Source organism: Holdemania sp., from assembly GCF_986127675.1.
Genome location: NZ_CFQZWI010000002.1, coordinates 76,335 through 94,315 on the forward strand (window position 1 = coordinate 76,335; position 17,981 = coordinate 94,315).

At 53.4% G+C, this 17,981-nt stretch carries 15 protein-coding genes; 12 read left to right on the plus strand and 3 right to left on the minus strand.

What is annotated here, in order from left to right; all coding sequences use genetic code 11:
- The first annotated feature begins 269 nt into the window (after positions 1 to 269).
- The 11 genes from AC5OW4_RS00830 (at position 270) to AC5OW4_RS00880 (ending at position 11,373) form a co-directional block, all read left to right on the plus strand.
- Positions 270 to 1,649: a polysaccharide deacetylase family protein gene (locus tag AC5OW4_RS00830; RefSeq protein WP_493676546.1), complete on the plus strand. Its 1,380-nt coding sequence runs from the start codon at positions 270 to 272 to the stop codon at positions 1,647 to 1,649.
- Between the two features lie 99 nt (positions 1,650 to 1,748).
- Entirely contained in the window at positions 1,749 to 2,486 is a 738-nt protein-coding gene (locus AC5OW4_RS00835) for a TrmH family RNA methyltransferase (RefSeq protein ID WP_493676547.1), read from the plus strand.
- On the plus strand, positions 2,483 to 3,223 hold the full coding sequence (locus tag AC5OW4_RS00840) for an alpha/beta hydrolase (RefSeq protein ID WP_072685920.1): 741 nt from the start codon (positions 2,483 to 2,485) through the stop codon (positions 3,221 to 3,223). The genes AC5OW4_RS00835 and AC5OW4_RS00840 overlap by 4 nt, the downstream gene beginning before the upstream one ends.
- 67 nt (positions 3,224 to 3,290) lie before the next feature.
- Positions 3,291 to 5,351, plus strand: coding sequence for a PTS sugar transporter subunit IIC/EAL domain-containing protein (locus AC5OW4_RS00845; protein WP_493676548.1), 2,061 nt, complete (start codon positions 3,291 to 3,293; stop codon positions 5,349 to 5,351).
- 216 nt (positions 5,352 to 5,567) lie between these two features.
- A complete protein-coding gene (locus tag AC5OW4_RS00850) occupies positions 5,568 to 6,329 on the plus strand; it encodes an amidohydrolase family protein (RefSeq protein WP_493676549.1) in 762 nt (253 codons plus the stop codon).
- A gap of 2 nt (positions 6,330 to 6,331) precedes the next feature.
- Positions 6,332 to 6,823: a PTS sugar transporter subunit IIB gene (locus AC5OW4_RS00855; RefSeq protein WP_493676550.1), complete on the plus strand. Its 492-nt coding sequence runs from the start codon at positions 6,332 to 6,334 to the stop codon at positions 6,821 to 6,823.
- Positions 6,824 to 6,844: 21 nt separating this feature from the next.
- The gene (locus AC5OW4_RS00860; protein ID WP_083538685.1) at positions 6,845 to 8,428 is read left to right on the plus strand and encodes a PTS system mannose/fructose/sorbose family transporter subunit IID; all 1,584 of its coding nucleotides are present in this window, start codon (positions 6,845 to 6,847) and stop codon (positions 8,426 to 8,428) included.
- A gap of 12 nt (positions 8,429 to 8,440) precedes the next feature.
- The gene (locus tag AC5OW4_RS00865; RefSeq protein WP_072685928.1) at positions 8,441 to 9,202 is read left to right on the plus strand and encodes an amidohydrolase family protein; all 762 of its coding nucleotides are present in this window, start codon (positions 8,441 to 8,443) and stop codon (positions 9,200 to 9,202) included.
- Positions 9,193 to 10,164, plus strand: coding sequence for an IF-2B domain-containing protein (locus AC5OW4_RS00870; protein ID WP_072685930.1), 972 nt, complete (start codon positions 9,193 to 9,195; stop codon positions 10,162 to 10,164). The genes AC5OW4_RS00865 and AC5OW4_RS00870 overlap by 10 nt, the downstream gene beginning before the upstream one ends.
- Positions 10,164 to 10,961, plus strand: a complete 798-nt coding sequence (locus tag AC5OW4_RS00875) for a BtpA/SgcQ family protein (protein WP_072686156.1) — start codon at positions 10,164 to 10,166, stop codon at positions 10,959 to 10,961. Before AC5OW4_RS00870 ends, AC5OW4_RS00875 begins: the two co-directional genes overlap by 1 nt.
- Complete coding sequence (locus AC5OW4_RS00880; RefSeq protein ID WP_072685932.1) at positions 10,954 to 11,373, plus strand: PTS sugar transporter subunit IIA; 420 nt, start codon at positions 10,954 to 10,956, stop codon at positions 11,371 to 11,373. Before AC5OW4_RS00875 ends, AC5OW4_RS00880 begins: the two co-directional genes overlap by 8 nt.
- Before the next feature lie 186 nt (positions 11,374 to 11,559).
- On the opposite strand, the gene AC5OW4_RS00885 is transcribed toward AC5OW4_RS00880, so the two are convergent.
- A complete protein-coding gene (locus AC5OW4_RS00885; RefSeq protein ID WP_229056778.1) occupies positions 11,560 to 12,258 on the minus strand; it encodes a GntR family transcriptional regulator in 699 nt (232 codons plus the stop codon).
- A 393-nt stretch (positions 12,259 to 12,651) separates the two neighbouring features.
- Positions 12,652 to 15,279: a bifunctional acetaldehyde-CoA/alcohol dehydrogenase gene (adhE, locus tag AC5OW4_RS00890; protein ID WP_493676551.1), complete on the minus strand. Its 2,628-nt coding sequence runs from the start codon at positions 15,277 to 15,279 to the stop codon at positions 12,652 to 12,654.
- 236 nt (positions 15,280 to 15,515) lie between these two features.
- Here adhE and AC5OW4_RS00895 point away from each other — a divergent pair, with 236 nt between their 5' ends.
- On the plus strand, positions 15,516 to 17,435 hold the full coding sequence (locus AC5OW4_RS00895) for a peptidoglycan-binding domain-containing protein (RefSeq protein WP_229056779.1): 1,920 nt from the start codon (positions 15,516 to 15,518) through the stop codon (positions 17,433 to 17,435).
- A gap of 233 nt (positions 17,436 to 17,668) precedes the next feature.
- On the opposite strand, the gene AC5OW4_RS00900 is transcribed toward AC5OW4_RS00895, so the two are convergent.
- Entirely contained in the window at positions 17,669 to 17,941 is a 273-nt protein-coding gene (locus AC5OW4_RS00900) for an acylphosphatase (protein WP_229056780.1), read from the minus strand.
- Positions 17,942 to 17,981: the final 40 nt, after the last annotated feature.

The window sequence follows — 17,981 nt, forward strand, 5'->3', positions numbered from 1 at the left end:
AGGAAAAGCAAACTTTCTGATGTTTTTTTTGCTGATCAAAAGGGTTCTCGCTGATCTTTTCATCAAGCCGTGAAAGCTGGGAGAGTTTGGGTTCTTATTTGAATACCGACAAAGATAAAACAGGCAGGATGAAGGGAGAGATCACATTTCATCCTGTCTGCTTCGTGTTGGGAAATTCCAGGTTTGCCCTGAACGGAGTAAGCACCCGGAGTTGTTTCAACGTCTTTTTTCTTCGCTAAGAACATACAGTGATAACGAAGGTGAGAAGCGTGAAAACAAAAACAAAATGTCGGTTGGGGATTTGTCTTTTCATTTTAATAGCGGCCTGTGTTCTGATCGGCCAGTCGTGGCAGCGGGAAAGTCAGCGGCGGCGTCTGCCGGAAGCGATGCGTCAGACGATTGAGGAAAATCATCGTATCGGAAAGATGAAACAGAAGATCAAGGTGACTGACCAGCGGGCGATCGCGGTGTACTATCCGCATTTAAACAGCGCGGAGATCGACGCGAATATCGAAGCGGCCGTCAACGAAGCAATCGCAAAATTTGAACAGGAAAATCAGGGTGTCGAAGGGTTGTGTACCTTATATGCCGATTATGAATCCTATGAGCTGAACGAACGGTACGGCTCAGTGCAGATCAGCTTTGAGCGGACCGGCGCCATCAACATGAAAGAAGTTCGGGCCTGGACCTTCGATCTGCAGCAGGATCGGCTGATTCGCTTCAGCGATCTGTTTTCAGCGGACGGCATGAAGCATCTGGCTTTTTTAATGCGCAGCTTCTTGACAACACTGGTGCCGGAAACGACCAATCCGGATTATGAAGTTGATGAGAACGTGCTGATTGATAACAAGGCGGAATTGTTTCTGAACGAAGACGAACTGCGCGTCGTCCTGCCGCCGCAGACATTACCTGCTCAGAGCGAGGAGCTGATCGCGGTGATTCCGCTGAATAAAGTCATCGGCTACGTCGATGAGGATACGCGCAATCTGCTGGGGCTGCAGGCCCGGGGCCGGATCATCGACCCGACCCGGCCGATGGTTGCGATGACCTATGACGATGGACCGAACCGACAGGTGACGCCGGTGATTCTGGACGCGCTGCAGGAACATGACGGCGCGGCGACTTTCTTCGTGCTGGGCAGCCGGGTCGCAAATCACAAGGATATCGTCGCGCGGATGCTTGCGGAAGGCAGCGAAGTCGGCAACCATACGTTCGGGCATGTCGATCTGACCAAGCAGAGCAGCCAGGGCATACTCGATCAATTCAGCGCGACCTGGGATGCGATCGGGGAGGCGGGATCTCTGGAGCAGCAGGAACTGTTAGTTCGTCCAACCTATGGAGCGTATAACGATATGCTGAAGAAAACCTCGCCGTATCCGCTGATCCTGTGGTCGATTGACACGCGCGACTGGGCGCATCAGAATGCCGATAAATCAGTGGATGTGGTCATGCGCGAGGTTCAGGACGGCGATATCATCCTGATGCATGATATGTATGAGCCGACGGCCCAGGCCAGCGTCCGGGTGATCGAATGGCTGAGCGAGAAAGGGTATCAGCTGGTGACCGTCAGCGAATTGTTTGAAGCCCGCGGAATCCAGCTGGAGCCCGGGAAAACCTATAATTGCGCGTATCCGCATACGGACCGTTAAGCGGCGTCAGAATAAAAATGAAACCGGAATCGAAAAAGATTCTGGTTTTTTCCACGCTGATTGATTATCATAATGAGAGAGACAACAGGAGGCGGATTTATGGAAATCAATTCCCCGATGAATGAGAAAGTAAAAAACTGGGCGAAGCTCCAGCAGAAAAAATATCGTGATCAGACAGGTCAGTTTCTGATCGAGGGCGAACATCTGATCGGTGAGGCTCTGAAAGCAGGCGTGGTTGAACTGCTGTTGGTCGAAGCTGGCCGGACAAATCCGTTTCATCAGGAAAAGGAAGCGATCATCTGCAGCGAGAGCGTCATGCGCAAGCTCAGCGCCAATGTGTCCGGCGCCTGGCTGATCGCCGTCTGTGCGCAGAAGGTCAGCCGGAAATCGAGGAATTCGCGGATTGTGGCGCTGGATGGGGTGCAGGATCCCGGCAACGTCGGAACGATCATCCGCACGGCGGTGGCGTTTGGTTTCGATCAGGTGCTGCTTTCGCCCGACTGCGCCGATGTCTACAATGAAAAATGCGTGCGCTCCACCCAGGGCGCGCTGTTTCACATCGCAATTTCGCGGATTGAACTGATCCCGGCGCTGAGGTCGCTGAAGGAAAAAGGGGTTATGGTGATCGCGACGGCGCTGCATGAAGCGCAGCCCCTGAGCGAACTGCCGATCGTTGAAAACGTGGCCCTGGTGCTGGGCAATGAAGGACAGGGAATCCGGCCGGCGACGCTGGAAATCTGCGATCAGCGGGCGTTTATCGAAATGTCCAGCTTTGAATCGCTGAACGTCGCGGTCGCGGCGGGCATCTGCCTGTATCGCTACCGGAGGCGCGGATGATCCGGCCTGGCTTATTTGCCAGGCGCCGCAGAAAACGGGTTCTGATCGCGATTCATGGCTTCGGCCGGCGCAAGCAGGAGGATTTTCACTATCTGAAAACGATGTGCGAGACGGATTCCAGACTGGAATATCGCTGTTTTGATCTGTACGACGAAGATAAAAATGACAAGGAATGGCTGATCTGGGTGGCGCGCGCCAACCAGGAGGTCACGGCCTATCTGGAAAAAGGATATGAGGTGACGCTGCTGGGGTTTTCGATGGGCGGGGTGATCGCCGCGTTTCTGGCTTCGTTTCTGGCGGTGGATAAACTCGTGCTGGTCGCGCCGGCATTTGAGTATATGAATCTGGAAACAGTCAGCCGGCTGATTCCCAAATATGCCGCGATTTTGAAGCACAGCGAATCGCAGTTCAAGGCGTATATGGAGGAGCGGTTGTTGGAATATGAGTATTTCCCGCAGTTTTTTGAGCTGGTGAAAAAGCTGAAGCCGGCCGTGAAAAAGGTGAGCTGTCCGACATTGATTTTGCAGGGGCTGCAGGATGAATTTGTGCCGCTGTCGTCTTCGCAATACGCCTATCATCAAATTCAAAGCGAGCGCAAACAGCTCGTCTGCTTTGAGGCCTGCGGTCATGAGCTGTTGGAAAACGAGGGCTGCCGCGAGGACGCGTTCAGTCTGATCCGGCAGTTTATCGACGATCGCTGGGGTCAGGCGTCCGCAAAACCGCATTCCCGTTCGTAATTTGGACAAAGAAAGCCGGACGTTCCGCATGAAATGCGGTATAATAGAAGAAATCAGGGAGAAAAACATGCGGAAAGAGAAGTTCAGCGCCGGCTTGGCGAAAATGGAATCCTGCCGACTGATCCGCGCGGTCAGGGCGGGATTGACGATCGCGATTCCGATTTTAATGATCGGGTCCTTTTCGTTATTGATTCGAACGTTTGCGGGTTATTTTCCTGCGCTGGCTTTTATCGAAGAGCTGGCGGAACTGCTTTATCAATGTACCTTCGGCATTCTGTCGGTGCTGCTGACAGGGTGTCTGGCTTGGGGCGCGCTGCAGACCGAGGAGAAACCGCTGGCCGGGGATTGGATCGTTCCGCCGGCGGCCGTCATGGTGTTCATCATTCTCAACGGCGGCCTCAAGCTGGAATCGGCGGGAGCGGTCGGAACGTTTACCGCGGTGTGCGCGGCATTCTTTACAAGCTTTACGTATTGCGGGCTGCGGCGGAAGCTGCCGGACGAGCATTTTTTTACCCCCGGCGCGGATTACAATTTCAATCAGGCGCTGACGGCGATTCTGCCGATGCTGGCGGTGCTGCTGGGGGCGGCGGTGTTCAACGAGGGAATCCGGCTGGTGTTCCATATTGAAAGTTTCCAGGAAGTGTTCGTGCTGTTGTCCAATACGTTGTTCCGGCACATGGGACGGGGACTGGTCAGTTCGGCGCTGTTTGTGTTTTTGTCTTCCGTGCTATGGCTTTTGGGAATCCATGGCGCCAACGTTCTGGAGAATGTTTCACGTTCCCTGTTTCAGGAGGGAATGCAGATCAACGTTGCCGCGGCGGCGGCCGGACTGGCGCCGACGGAGATCTTTACCAAGACATTTCTGGATAATTTTGTATTCATCGGCGGCTGCGGGACATTGATCTGTCTGCTGATCGCGCTGATGTTGTTCAGCCGTCAGCGCGTCAGCCGGACGCTGGCAAAAACGGCGGTCATTCCGATGTTGTTCAATATCAATGAGCTGATGATTTTCGGCCTGCCGGTTGTGTTTAATCCGGTGTTTGTAATTCCGTTTTTACTGACGCCCTTAGTCTGTCTGTTCACCTCGTCGCTGGCGATGGGAATGGGATGGGTTCCGGTGTGCGTGCAGGGCGTGGAATGGACGACGCCAGCGTTGATCAGCGGCTATCTGGCAACCCGATCGTGGACAGGAGCGCTGCTTCAGATTGTGAACATTGCGCTGGGCGTAGGAATTTACGCGCCGTTTGTGCTGCTTTACGATAAGATGCTGATCCGCCAGTCGCAGCGGCAGATGAGCGAGCTGATCGAAACGCTGGACGCCCAAATGGAGCAGGGCAAACCGGCGAATCTGATCGGGATGCATGGCGCCGTTGGCAATTTCGCAAAGCTGCTGGCGGCGGAGATTAACAACGATTTGCAGCAGAACCATATTGAAATGGGCTATCAGCCGCAGTTTGACGCGGAAAACCACTGCTTCGGCGTGGAAGCGCTGCTGCGGTACACTCATCCCCGCTATGGCAAGGTTCCCCCGCCGCTGATCATTGATCTGGCAAAGGAAACCGATCAGCTGCAGGCGCTGGAGATGGCGGTGTTCACGCAGGTGCTGCAGGCGGATTTCAGCGGGATCGACGCGGTGATTTCGATGAACGTCACTGTCGATACCTTGAAATCGGAGGTATTCGCGGATTTTCTCCGGCAACATCCGGTGCCGAAAGGCCGGTATTGCATTGAGGTGACGGAGCAGAACACGCTGCTTCTGGATGAGGCGATGCGCCAGCGGCTGAAGGAGTTTAAAGATCTGGGCTATTCGCTGGCAGTCGATGATTTCTCAATGGGCAGTACGTCGCTGAAGTATTTGCAGAGCAGTCAGTTTGAGCTTGTCAAGCTGGATGGCAGTCTGGTGAAAAATGCCCGGGTGAACGCGAGCGGACGACAGATCATCCAGTCGATTCTGTATCTGGCCCAGTCGATGAACTTCACGGTCATCGCGGAATATGTCGAAACTGCAGAACTGCGCGACTTGCTGAAAGAATTGGGCTGTACGCATTATCAGGGGTATTTATACAGTCCGGCGGTGCCGCTGAAACAGCTGCGGACGGTAATCCGGGAGATCGAAGCGCAGCGGTAAACTGAAAAACGCAAAGTTTGGGACAAGGCATGATTCTATCAAGCCTTGTCTTTTTTTTGTTCAGCAGGACGAAATTTGGTGACAGGAACGCAAAATTGCCTCAAATTTCAAGCGGAACATGGAATAATTGCGAATAAACTTGTTATATCATGTATTCATAATTGACATTTTTATATGACATGTTAGTATAAAGGTATAACAAGATGCGCAGCTTGCTTGACGAAAGAAGAGGTGATCCGTTTGAAAATGCTCGACGCTCATTCTCATCTGGGGACAACCAGCTCTGGCGATCCTCATGACGTTCATCAGCTCGTAAAGGACATGCTCAGCCATGGCATCACGCAAACCGGTATCAGCAGTCTGTCCGGTACCGATAATCGCCGCCAGAACGACCTTGTCTATGAAGCCATGCAGTTGTATCCAGAACAGATTCGGGGTTATGCGTTCATCAATCCCAAGGCGCCCGATGTCCATCAGGAAATTGATCTGGATCTGGGGCAGCGGCACATGATCGGCGTGAAATTTCATCCCTGGAAACATGGGTATTATTCTGATAATACGCCGCAGCTGCAGGAGGTCCTCGCGCATATTTTTGAATATCCGGTTCAGGTCCAGGTTCATGTCGGAACCAGTCCGCTGTGCACCCCGTTTGCCTGGATCCGCTACGCGAAGATGTTTCCTGATCATCCGTTTGTTTTCACACACATGGGAAGCCGGGAGTTTGGTTATACCGTCGTTGAGGCGGTGCGCGATGTTCCCAATATTTACCTTGAAACATCCGTGCAATACCAGCGCGACGTGCTGCTTAAAGCTGCCCGCGAAATTGGATCCCGGCGGATCTTGTTCGGCGTTGACTGGCCATATAAGCCGATCGAAACCGAAGTCCGCAAAATCCAGCTGCTGGGTTTTTCGCAAACTGAACTGGAAGACGTTTATTACCGCAACATTGAAGAATTATGGCAGAAAGCGGAGGGATAAAGATGGAGATTACCGTGATTCGGATTGACGATCGGTTAATTCATGGACAAATCATTACAAAATGGATTGCGGAAGCGAGGGCGGAACAAATTCTGGTTGTAGACGAGAAGAGCGCCGCGGATCCGATGCTCCGGATGATTCTGGCGCTGGCGGTCCCGTCGGGGATTCATTTGGAAGTCCTGTCGCAGGAGGATGCCCTGAAGCTGATCAATGAGGACACCTCCGCCCGGCGGACGCTGATGATTGTCCGCACGCCGCAGGCGATGCTGGACATGGTCCGGGCAGGATTGGATGTGAAATCCCGGGAGATCATCTTGGGAAATATGAGCTTTGACGAGAAAAAAGCCGGAATCCGGCATGTTCTTGACTATCTGTATGTCAACGATCAGGATGTCGAAACGCTCAAAGCGCTGGCGGCATCCTGCGCTAAAATGACCATTAAAGCCGTTCCAGAGGAACGGGGAAAAGAACTTAAGATTCTGCAACAAAAATAAACAAACCGGAAAGGAGAACTTATGTTACTGAAAGCATTTTTAGTTTCGCTCGTCGTCTGGCTGGGATTTTTGGATAAAGCCTTTCTGTCGACTTTCATTTACCGGCCAATTTGTCTGGGGCCGATCGTCGGTCTGATTTTCAATAATCTGCCGATGGGATTGGAGGTCGGCGTCACGATTGAACTGATGTTTCTGGCTGTCGTCTATGTCGGGACCGCAGTTCCGCCGGATGAGGTGATCAGTGCGGGAATCGCTACGGCTCTGGCCTGTCTGTCCGGCAGCGCCGCGCTGGGAATTACGACGGCGATCCCGATTTCATTGTTAGGTCTGATCGGCCGTCAATTCCGGAACGCAACACTGCAGGAATTCACGACCCGTCAGGTAGAAAAAGCCGCAAAGAAAGCGGATGTCCGGGGGATTAAGATCTGGACGTCGCTGATGCCGGCGATCGTCAATTATATCTTATTCGGACTGCCGACGTTCATCGCCGTTTACTTCGGAGCGGAAGTCGTTCAGAATTTCCTGAACGTCATCCCGGCCTGGCTGACCAGCGGCGTGCGCGCCGGCGGCGGCATGTTGGGCGCCGTGGGCGTTGCGTTGTTGTTGGGGACGATTAAAAACAAGAGTTCCTGGCCTTATTTTGTCCTAGGCTTTATCATCGCGGCGTATCTGGGAATCAATATGATCGGAATGGCGGCGATTGCGCTAGTCTGCGTCGCCCTGAATTACTATGTGGAAAAAGAAGACGCGCCGCAGACCGTTTTGTCCTCCTCAGCGCAGGAAGGAGCGCCGAATCATCTGAGCAAAAAGACGCTGTGGAAAACCTACATGTATTCTCTGGCGATTGAAAGCGGCTGTTCCAATACAAAACAGGAAGCGCCGGGGATTGTCCAGGGCCTGATTCCTGTTATTGAAGAGGTCTATACTGATCCGAAGGACAAGGCGGAAGCCTATCAGCGGCATACGCAGCTGTTTCTGACGGAGGGCCGGATGGCGTCTTTCTGCATCGGGATTTCCGCCGCGATGGAAGAGCGGAATGCCCGCAGCCATGATATCGATCCGGAATCGATCAATCAGATTAAAGTGGCGCTGATGGGGCCGTTAGCCGGCATTGGCGATTCCCTCATCCATGGCACATTGCGGCCGATCATGGCCGGATTGGGCTGTTCAATGATCATGGCCAGTCATTACACCAGCGCCGCGGGAGCGGTTGTGTTTGTCCTGGTGATGACGCTTGTTCAGCTGTTAGTTCGCTATTTCGGTATTTTCAAAGGCTATCTGGGCGGTTTGAATTTAGTCGCGCGGCTGCAGATGGGCGGCATCCTGGATAAAATTACAAAATATGCCGGAATCGCCGCGTCGTTAATTTGCGGCGGTTTTATCTCCTCGCTGGTTTCGATCAATCTGGCGATTCAGTTTGCGGCGGGCGACGACGTGATCCAGCTTCAGGAAGTGCTCGACGGGTTAATGCCGAACTTGCTTCCGCTGCTTCTGACGCTGCTGATGGTCTGGTTAATGGGACGGAAGAAAGTGAACATGATCGTTTTGATGATCGCGGTCTTCCTGCTGGGAATTGCCGGGGTGGCTCTTGGCATTCTGGCTTAAGGAGGGGCGATTATGATTTTTGATTTTCATGCCCATTTGCGCAGAAATGCGCAGTCCCATCAATACGAGATTGAAGAACAACTGGAGGATATGCGGGCGAATCATATCGCTTACCGTGTTCTTTCCACTTTCGAAGGGGCGTCCATGGCGTCGGCCAACGATGCGGTGATCGCCCTGCATCGGCAATATCCGCAGATCATTCCCTGTGCCGTCATCAATCCGAAACAGGACGAAGCCGTTGCGGAAACCCGCCGGGTTTTGAGCGATCATCAGGTGAGGCTGATCGAAATGGATTCTCTGGAGTGCGGGTTCCTGCCGGAAAAGCTGGAATCCACGATCAATGCGATCCTGGTCGTTTGCGCGCAGCATCAGGCGGTGGTCAAAATTTTTACCGGTTCCACACACCGCGGAGCGCCCGATCAGTGGCTGAAGTATTTCCGGCGCTTTCCGCAGCTGACATTTGTTCTGCTGCACATGGGGGCAGGCGATTTCCAATACGGAACGGTTGATCTGTGCCAAGAAGTTCCCAATCTGATGCTGGAGACTTCGGTCGCCTGCGAAGCCCCGGCCCTGCAGAAAGCCTTGCGCGTGCTGGCGCCTGAGCGATTTCTGTTCGGCAGCGACTTCCCGGAGTATTTTACAGAACTGGAGGTCATGAAATTGAATTATTATGGATTAACGAAGACGCAGCTGCAAAACATCTATGCGGAAAATGCCCGCCGGCTGCTTCCGGATTTGTTTGAGAATGCGAAAGCGGTGAATGTATGCGGCTGATGGAAAAGGAAGCGCTGCGGAACGCGCTGCCGGAAGCAGCCCGGCCGTTGTTTGACGATATCGTAGTCCCGCGGGTGCTGGGCGCTTCGGCGCATATCGACCGGATCAGTCAGATCGTCGGGGAGATCGGCCGGCAGGATTCCTCGCCGGCCGGCCTGATCCTGATCAACCAGCTGCTTGATTATTGCTGCGCGACCCGGGGCCAGTCCAGCTATGCGATCATCAACGCCGTCAGCGAGCTGAGCGCCCGGATCCAGACTCAGCTTCAGGCGGACTTTGAGGTCGGCCGCGCAGTGCAGGCGGCTGTGGAACAATTTCAGTCCGCCGGCCGCGCGCATCGTCAGGCAATTATTGCCACGGCTTCCGCATTATTGAAAAACTGCCGGAAAATTCTGCTTTATGATTATTCCAGCACGGTGGATGCGGTGGTTCAGCAGCTGGCTTCCGATACGGAGATTGTCATCGCGGAGAGCCGGACGATCAGCGGCGGTCTTCCGTTTGTCAAAACCTGTGTTCAGACGCATCAGTCTGTTTCATTCATTCCGGATGCGGCGCTTTGCCAGGGGCTGAAGGGGTGCGACGCCGTGTTGATCGGCGCGGAAACCTTTTATCCAGACGGAACGGCCTTGAATACGGCGGGTTCGGAGATGGCTGCGCTGCTGGCGCATTGGCAGCATGTTCCATATTATGTGCTGACAACGGCTCAAAAGGCGGATATGAGGGCGCTGCAGGGCGGCGGCAAGGTGATCGAACCGAAAGATTTGCGCTTCAAAATGGCCGCAGGAATGGCGGAGGCGGATGCTGAACGTCTTGATTTCCATGTTCAGGGGTGCGTTCCGATTGCGCCGGAGTTCATCACCGCCTATATCACGGAACTGGGCGTGCTGCCGCCGGCGGCCTTGTTCAGCGCTTTATGGGCCTGGAAGCCGGAATATTTCAGAAGGAGGGAAGAAACGGAATGATGTCTGAACGATCGCGCATCCTGGCGATGCTGCAGCCGGAGGCCATGCCGGGAAGTTATTTGAATCAGGGCCGGCGTTTTCCGGAGATTGCTGCCAATTTGATGGCGGAAGCCCGGCAGTTGGCGGAGATTGGCTATGATGGTTTTATTTTGCAGAATATGCATGACGGTCCGCTGCGTCAACAGGCTCAGCCCCAGACTCTGACCTTTATGACGGCGCTGGCGGTAACCCTGCGGAAGACATTTCCCGATAAGCTTCTGGGAATTCTGGTAAACTGGGACGGCGTCGCTTCATTAGCGGTCGCGGAAGCGGCGCAGGCAGATTTTATCCGGGTCGAATATTTATATACCGGTCTCAGCGTCAGCTTATGCGGTCTGGTTGAAGGGCAATGTGCCGAGATTCTGGAATTGAAAAAAAAGCTGGGCAGCACGATGCCTGTGTATGCGGATGCGCAGGAAGTCAGCGGGCATTTTCTGGGAGCGCCGGATAAGATTGAAGAAGCGGTGCGGATCGTGCAGCGGGCCTATGCCGACGGCCTGTTTCTGAGCGGAAAGGATCAGCAGGAAAGTCTGGCGTTGCTTGAAAAGCTTCGTCCGAAGCTTCCGCAGACTCCGGTTATTCTCGGCGGCCGGGCAACCGGCGATAATATTTATGAATTGATGAAAGTTTATGACGGCGTGTCGGTCGCAACCTGGATAAAAGACGGCGATATGCGCAATCCTGTCAATCTGGACAAAGCGCGGTTCTTTTATAACGAAGCCCGCCGCGGCTGGCTGGCAAGGAAAAACCATGGGTAATGTTCTCTTGTGTACCCACAGCACCCTCGCTGAAGGGTTTGAGCGTGCGGTGATGATGATCGTCCGCGCCGCGCCGTCGCTGGAAATTCTCTGCTTTGAAGATGGCTGCAGTATTGAAACGCTGATGGAACAGATGCGGAAAAAAACAGAGCGGTTTCGTCAGGTGAACGAAACTTACTGCATCGTCACTGATCTGTTCGGCGCCTCTCCCTTTAACGCCGCGATGCAGGTCTGCGCGAAAGAGACAGGTTTCGTTGTAACCGGCGTGAATCTGGCTCTGCTTCTGGAGCTGTTGACGCTGCCCGCATCCAAGATGACGCAGGAACGATTGAAAACGCTGATCGAGCAGGCGCAGGATCAAATTCGTTGTTATGATCCGGCAGCTCTGATGAAATCATCCGATTCAGTATAACGGAAATCAACCCCATCGACGGCTTGACGTGTTTAAGCCGCTGATGGGGTTTTTGTTTTGACCTCAGGTCTTTTATAAAACGAAAAAGCTCCAACAGGAATACTGGAGCTTGAAGATTCGTCGCAAGCCGGTTTCTCAAGGGCGATCACGCCGGTTTCTCCGCGCGCTGCTTTCTCAACGATCTCGCTAACGTGTGTTATTTAAATGGACGACATATTTGTAATCGAGCGCCCGATAGCTGTTTTGCGAAAACTCAATCGGTTTGTTGTCCGCAGTGTAGGTAATCCGCTCCCGATACATGATCGGTTCATCTTCGCTGATGAATAGTTCCTGTTTCAGCTGGCGCGAGGCGATGCGGGCTTCTATGATTTCATCCGCGCAGCCGATCTGAATTCCCAACGTTTCATATAACTCATAAAGCGAGGTATTTTCATCCAGATCTTCCGGTTTGATCAGGCAGCCGATCTGCGGGTGAATATACGTGTCATGAACGCCGATAATCCGGCCGTTCTTTAAACGCAGCCGTTTTAAAAAGTAAACCTCCCCGCCTAACGGAAGCTGAAGATATTCGCTGACCAGCGGATTGGCAGGCTCGGTTTTAAACTGCAGAATGATCGACGAGGGCCGGCCGCCGGATTTCTTAAGCGAAGTTGAAAAACCAACGACCTCGCCAAGGTTGCTGTAGGTTCTTAACGGCATCACTTTTGCCAGTTTTCCCCGTTTGCGGCTGATATAGCCGGCGTCTTCCAGATCTTTCAGCGATCGGCGGATAGTGATCCGGCTGACATTGAATTCTTTCTGAAAATCGAGTTCCGAAGGCAGACTTGAATTCTCAGGATATTGCCCTGTTTCTATCCGACTCAGGATAATCTCATAAATTTTCATGTATAAAGGCGCTTTTTTTTCCGACGCATTCCCATTGATTTCCGAGGTCATTCTATAAGATTCCTTCCGCATGGTAGATCAATTTTATTGGCCTCATTATACCATGGATAAAGTGGGTTTTCAATGTAACCCGGCCGTTCTGACGCTGCGGAAAGTTACGGTGTCCGCGGGTTTTATGCGGCAAATTTTAAAATAAGCTTGAACGATGAACGAAAACAAAGTCTGACGGACTGCCTTGTTTTCTCAATCCGGTATACTTTTAAGCGTAAACAGAAAAATCCCGACCCGGCGAAGCGGCGCCAGAACGGGATTCAGGAAAGGTGGAACGTCTGAACTGAGGAATATCAGTTCCAACAGAAATGATTGGTATGAAGAAGGGAAAGGCGGACTCGTTTATTTCGTGTAATAGCTGGTGTCGCCTTCATAGGAAGCCCGCAGGATGTCGATCATATCGTTGACCATCGGCACGCGCGGATTGGCTGGGGAGCACTGGTCCTCGTAAGCCAGATAAGCGATTTTTTCCTTCGCGGCGTCCCAGGCCTTTGCATCCAGACCCTGTTCCTTGAAGCTCATCTTGATGCCGCAGTCCGCGCCCAGATCCGCGCAGGCTTTGGCGTAAGCGACGACGCCTTCTTCAACCGTGTTGAACTTCAAGCCAATCAAACGGGCCAGTTCCGCGTATTTCTCATCGGCTTTGTAATAGTTGTATTTCGGCCAGACGCCCGGCTTTTCCGGCTTGGTTCCGTTATAGCGGATGACGTATGGCAGTAAGATCGCGTTGGCGCGGCCGTGCGGCACGTGGAATTCAGCGCCGATCTTGTGCGCCAGAGAATGATTCATGCCTAAGAATGCGTTGGCGAAGGCCATGCCCGCCAAGGTTGCGGCGTTATGCATCTTTTCGCGCGCTTCCGGGTCGTTCTTGCCGTTGGCAACCGCCCGCGGCAGATATTCGAAGACCATCTTGATCGCCTGCAGCGCCAGACCATCGGTGAAATCAGAGGCCAGCGTGGAAACATAAGCTTCCGTCGCATGCGTCAGCACGTCCATGCCGGTGTCGGCAGTAATCGAAGCCGGCAGACTCATCGTCAGGGCTGGGTCGACGATCGCGACGGTCGGCGTCAGGGAGTAATCGGTCAGCGGGTATTTCTTGTTTTCCTCTTTATCGGTAATGACGGCGAACGGCGTTACTTCTGAGCCGGTGCCGGAAGTCGTCGGGATGCAGACCAGCTTGGACTTTTTGCCCAGTTCCGGATAGCGGAAGGCCCGCTTGCGGATGTCCATGAACTTCTGCTTCAGATCGTCAAAGTTAACGTCCGGCTGTTCGTAGAATAACCACATGCCCTTCGCCGCGTCCATCGAGGAACCGCCGCCGATCGCGATGATCGTATCCGGCCGGAACGCCTGCATCAGGCTCAGGCCCTTCTTGACGGTCTGGATGGACGGATCCGGTTCGACGTCGCAGAACAGCTGAACCTGAACCTTGTTGCGGCGCTGTTCCAGCTGATCGGTAACGCGGGTGACATAGCCCAGATCGACCATCGAGCGGTCGGTAACGATGAAGACCCGCTCCACATCCCGCATGCTGTGGAGATATTCGATGGAATCTCTTTCAAAATAGATCTTGGACGGCACTTTAAACCACTGCATATTGTTTCTCCTTTTTCCGATCTTCTTGATATTCAGCAGATTGACGGCGCTGACGTTATCCGATACGGAGTTGTGGCCGTAAGAGCCGCAGCCCAGGGTCAGGGATGGGATAAAGGAGTTGTAGACGTTGCCGATGCCGCCGAAGGTGCTCGGTGAATTCCAGATGATCCGGCAGGCTTTGATCCGTTCGCCGAAGCGCTTGGCCAAATCCGCGTTGGCAGTGTGGATGGCGGCGCTGTGGCCGATGCCGTTGAACATGACCATCGCTTCCGCCTTATCGAACCCATCGTCGACCGATTCTGCTTTCAGCATGGCCAGCACCGGCGATAATTTCTCGCGGGTCAGCGGTTCGTTCGGTCCGACTTCCTTACATTCGACGATGATGATGCTGGTGCGCGGATTGACGGTGAAGCCGGCCCGCTCGGCGATCCAGGCGGCGGACTTGCCAACGATATCCGGATTCAGCTTGGCTGCGCCGACATTTTTGGTGAAGGCCTTGACGCCGAACATGTACTGCTCGAGCATTTCTTTTTCTTTCTTATTCGCATAGTGAACATTGTAATTTTTGAACTGATCCTTGACGTCGTCGTAGATTTCCTTGTCGACGATGACGGCTTGTTCCGATGCGCAGATCATGCCGTTGTCGAACGCCTTGGACAGCGCGATGTCGTTGACGGCCTGCTTGATATCGGCGGTCGTTTCAATGTAAGCCGGAACGTTGCCCGCGCCGACGCCCAGGGCCGGCTTGCCGCAGCTGTACGCCGCCTTGACCATCGCGTTGCCGCCGGTAGCCAGGATCGTTGCGACGCCCGGATGATTCATCAGCGCTGAGGTTGCTTCCATGCTCGGATGTTCGATCCACTGAATGCAGTTTTTCGGCGCGCCCGCTTTGACCGCCGCTTCATAGACGACCTTGGCGGCCGCAACGGAGCACTGCTGGGCATTCGGATGGAAACCGAAGATGATCGGGTTTCTCGTCTTCAGACAGATCAAACTCTTGAAAATCGCGGTGGACGTCGGATTGGTGACCGGGGTGACGCCGGCGACGACGCCGACTGGTTCGGCGACATAGGTTAATCCCTGAACCTCGTCTTCCTTGATGACGCCGACCGATTTCAGATGCCGCATATGATTGACAACATATTCGCAGGCGAACAGATTCTTGGTGGCCTTGTCTTCAAAGACGCCGCGCTTGGTTTCCTCAATCGCCAGTTTGGCTAATTCGCCGTGTTTATCCAGGGCTGCGACCGAACATTTGGCGACGATGTAGTCGACCTGATCCTGATCCAGCTTTAAAAAGTCATCCAGGGCTTTCAAGCCGTTTTCAACTAATTGATTGACTTCCGCCTGAGCCGGGCTAAGTGTTTCTTCCATCAGAATATCCTCCTTGTTGTGAATTGTTTCACTTGTCTTTACGGGTGTGATTATAGCATGCCGAAATGGACGATGCAATAGGCTTATGACAACTTTTTCACAAGTAAACGGTTACATTGAAAAAAAGTTTTTCCGGTACCGCTTACATCAAAATTCTTCAGAAATCGACAGAATTCCGACGGCCTGCCCAGCTGAAAAAGCCGCCGCCGCATATCGTAGCAGTGGAGGTGACAGCGATGCAATATGGTACTTTAATCGTAGAAGTAACCGTCGCTCAGCAAGCACTGCCGATCGAAGGCGCGGCGATCTTGGTGACTAACGAAGATCAGACCATCAACCTGCGGTTAAGCAGCGGAGCGAACGGGAAGAGTCCGGTAATTCGAATCGAAGCGCCCGACCGCGAGTTGAGCTTGAATCCCGACAACCAGACAACCCCGTACGCGCAGGTGCATGTAACGGTGTCCAAGGCCGGATTTGCGGACCGGACATTCCGCAACGTTCAGATTTTTGCGCAGGAGGAAGCGCTGCTGCAGGTGGACCTGCTCAATGCCGACGAGGAACTGGCGCCGCAGTTTGAGGAATTCATCGAGATTCCCGAACATGCCCTGACCCGTTCCATGGCCCGTTCCTGCGGCTGCTCGCGCGGGGGCTGCTGCGGCTTTAACGAGAGTGTTGCCGCGGGCGACGCCGAGGAATCAATCGCGCCGTACATTCTGGATTATCCAATTATCCCGAAATATGTAACCGTGCATCTGGGCCGGCCGACATCCAACGCCCAGAATGTGACGGTAACCTTCAAGGACTACATTAAGAATGTAGCGTCCAGCGAAATTTATCCGACCTGGCCGGAACAGAGTCTGCGCGCGAATATCTACTGTCAGATTTCACTGTGCTTGAACCGTGTGTATACCGAATGGTACCGCAGCCGCGGTTATTCGTTCGATATCACCAACAGCACGGCATTCGATCAGTATTTCGTGTATGGCCGGGATATTTTTACCAGCATCAGCAAGATCGTCGACGATATTTTCAACGAATATATCCGCAAGGTAAACACGGTCAATCCGTATTATGCGGAATATTGCGACGGCCGGCAGGTATGGTGCAAAGGCTTAAAGCAATGGGGCACCGTCGATCAGGCGAACAAGGGGCTCAACGCTTTCGAAATCCTGCAATATTATTATGGCGACGATATTGAATTGATTGACACAAGCCGGATCGAAGGGGTTACCGGATCGTTCCCGGGCTTGAATCTGCAGCGCGGCGTGCGCAGCGACAGCGTGGCGATCATCCAGAATCAGCTGAATCGGATTGCCGTGAACTATCCGAACATTCCGCCGACCTATCCGATCGACGGCATTTTCGGGGAAGGCACGGAAAATGCGGTCAGGGCGTTTCAGCGTCAGTTCTCGCTGACGGCGGACGGCATTGTCGGCAAAGCGACGTGGTATAAAATTTCCTATATCTATGTGGCGGTGAAAAAGCTGGCCGAATTGAGTTCTGAAGGTGTTGAGGACCGGCTGCCGGGCGTCTATCCGGGAAGAGCGCTGCGTCAGGGCGACCGCAATGTCTATGTGCAGGAAATTCAGTTTTACCTGCAGAAGATCGCGCTGTTTACCTCGCGCGTGCCGACGGTGAAGATCGACAGCAGCTTCGGCGCTTCGACCCGCAACGCTGTCGTGGCATTTCAGCGGCTGGCAGGCTTAACGCCGGACGGCATCGTGGGCCGACAGACCTGGGATACCCTGGTGCGGGCGTATCGGGAAACGCAGTCGATCGTCCCGCCGCTCTCACAGAAGATTCCGGCCTATCCGGGAACGTCGCTGCGCTTAGGCAGCCGCGGCGAGAATGTCAGCATCATGCAGATGGCGTTGAATGTAATCAATCAGGGCTGGGGCAATTCCAATCAGCTGGTCGTCGACGGGATCTTTGGTGCGGCGACGGAAGCGGCGGTGCGGGCGTTCCAGACCCGCGTGGGCTTAACGGCTGACGGGATCATCGGACGAAATACCTGGGGTGCGATTTCCGAACAGTACAGCATTGCGACCAACAACGCGGTGGCTTTGTCGGAACAGAATTTCGAGTTGTATCGGTTCTTATATGAGAACTATACAAGCTTGATGTATTCCGTGGATAACGATCAGTCGAATTTATAACGAGAATCTTCACGTAACGAGAATCTTCACGGTAGGAATTGAATTAAGCCATGAAAAAGGTTCGCCTGTAAGCGCGGACCTTTTTCTGTTTGGATTGCATGAGGAACAATCGCATTCGCCGTGCGTCAGACTGCGGCGGAGGATGCTGCAGGAGGCTTAAGTGCGGGCGTCTTGTAAAAATAAAAAGATGCCGCAAGTCGGGCATCCAGAATAAAGCTTCATGAATTTCCAAGTCAATAACGAACGGTAAACCGTTTTTCTTTTAATTGAGTAGGGATCGGCTTGCAACTGAGGTTTTCGACCTGAATAAACCGGTCGCCCCTGCGGATCCGGCTCAGCAGTTGATGCAAAGCTGCGGTTTCGCCCTGCAGCTCCATTTCCACCATCCCGTTTTCCATGTTGCGGATCCAGCCTGTAATTTGCAGCGAATTGGCCAGCGACTGGACAAACCATCGAAAGCCCACGCCCTGGACCTGTCCCTGAACTACGGCATATATTCTTTCCATGATGTCTCCGCCCTTTCTGCTTTTATGAATATGGTTCACC

Coding starts and splice junctions, on each gene's coding strand:
- AC5OW4_RS00835 (WP_493676547.1), top strand. CDS start 1,749: ATGGAAATCAATTCCCCGATGAATGAGAAAGTAAAAAACTGGGCGAAG.
- AC5OW4_RS00840 (WP_072685920.1), top strand. CDS start 2,483: ATGATCCGGCCTGGCTTATTTGCCAGGCGCCGCAGAAAACGGGTTCTG.
- AC5OW4_RS00845 (WP_493676548.1), top strand. CDS start 3,291: ATGCGGAAAGAGAAGTTCAGCGCCGGCTTGGCGAAAATGGAATCCTGC.
- AC5OW4_RS00855 (WP_493676550.1), top strand. CDS start 6,332: ATGGAGATTACCGTGATTCGGATTGACGATCGGTTAATTCATGGACAA.
- AC5OW4_RS00860 (WP_083538685.1), top strand. CDS start 6,845: ATGTTACTGAAAGCATTTTTAGTTTCGCTCGTCGTCTGGCTGGGATTT.
- AC5OW4_RS00865 (WP_072685928.1), top strand. CDS start 8,441: ATGATTTTTGATTTTCATGCCCATTTGCGCAGAAATGCGCAGTCCCAT.
- AC5OW4_RS00870 (WP_072685930.1), top strand. CDS start 9,193: ATGCGGCTGATGGAAAAGGAAGCGCTGCGGAACGCGCTGCCGGAAGCA.
- AC5OW4_RS00875 (WP_072686156.1), top strand. CDS start 10,164: ATGTCTGAACGATCGCGCATCCTGGCGATGCTGCAGCCGGAGGCCATG.
- AC5OW4_RS00880 (WP_072685932.1), top strand. CDS start 10,954: ATGGGTAATGTTCTCTTGTGTACCCACAGCACCCTCGCTGAAGGGTTT.
- AC5OW4_RS00885 (WP_229056778.1), bottom strand. CDS start 12,258: ATGAAAATTTATGAGATTATCCTGAGTCGGATAGAAACAGGGCAATAT.
- adhE (WP_493676551.1), bottom strand. CDS start 15,279: ATGGAAGAAACACTTAGCCCGGCTCAGGCGGAAGTCAATCAATTAGTT.
- AC5OW4_RS00895 (WP_229056779.1), top strand. CDS start 15,516: ATGCAATATGGTACTTTAATCGTAGAAGTAACCGTCGCTCAGCAAGCA.
- AC5OW4_RS00900 (WP_229056780.1), bottom strand. CDS start 17,941: ATGGAAAGAATATATGCCGTAGTTCAGGGACAGGTCCAGGGCGTGGGC.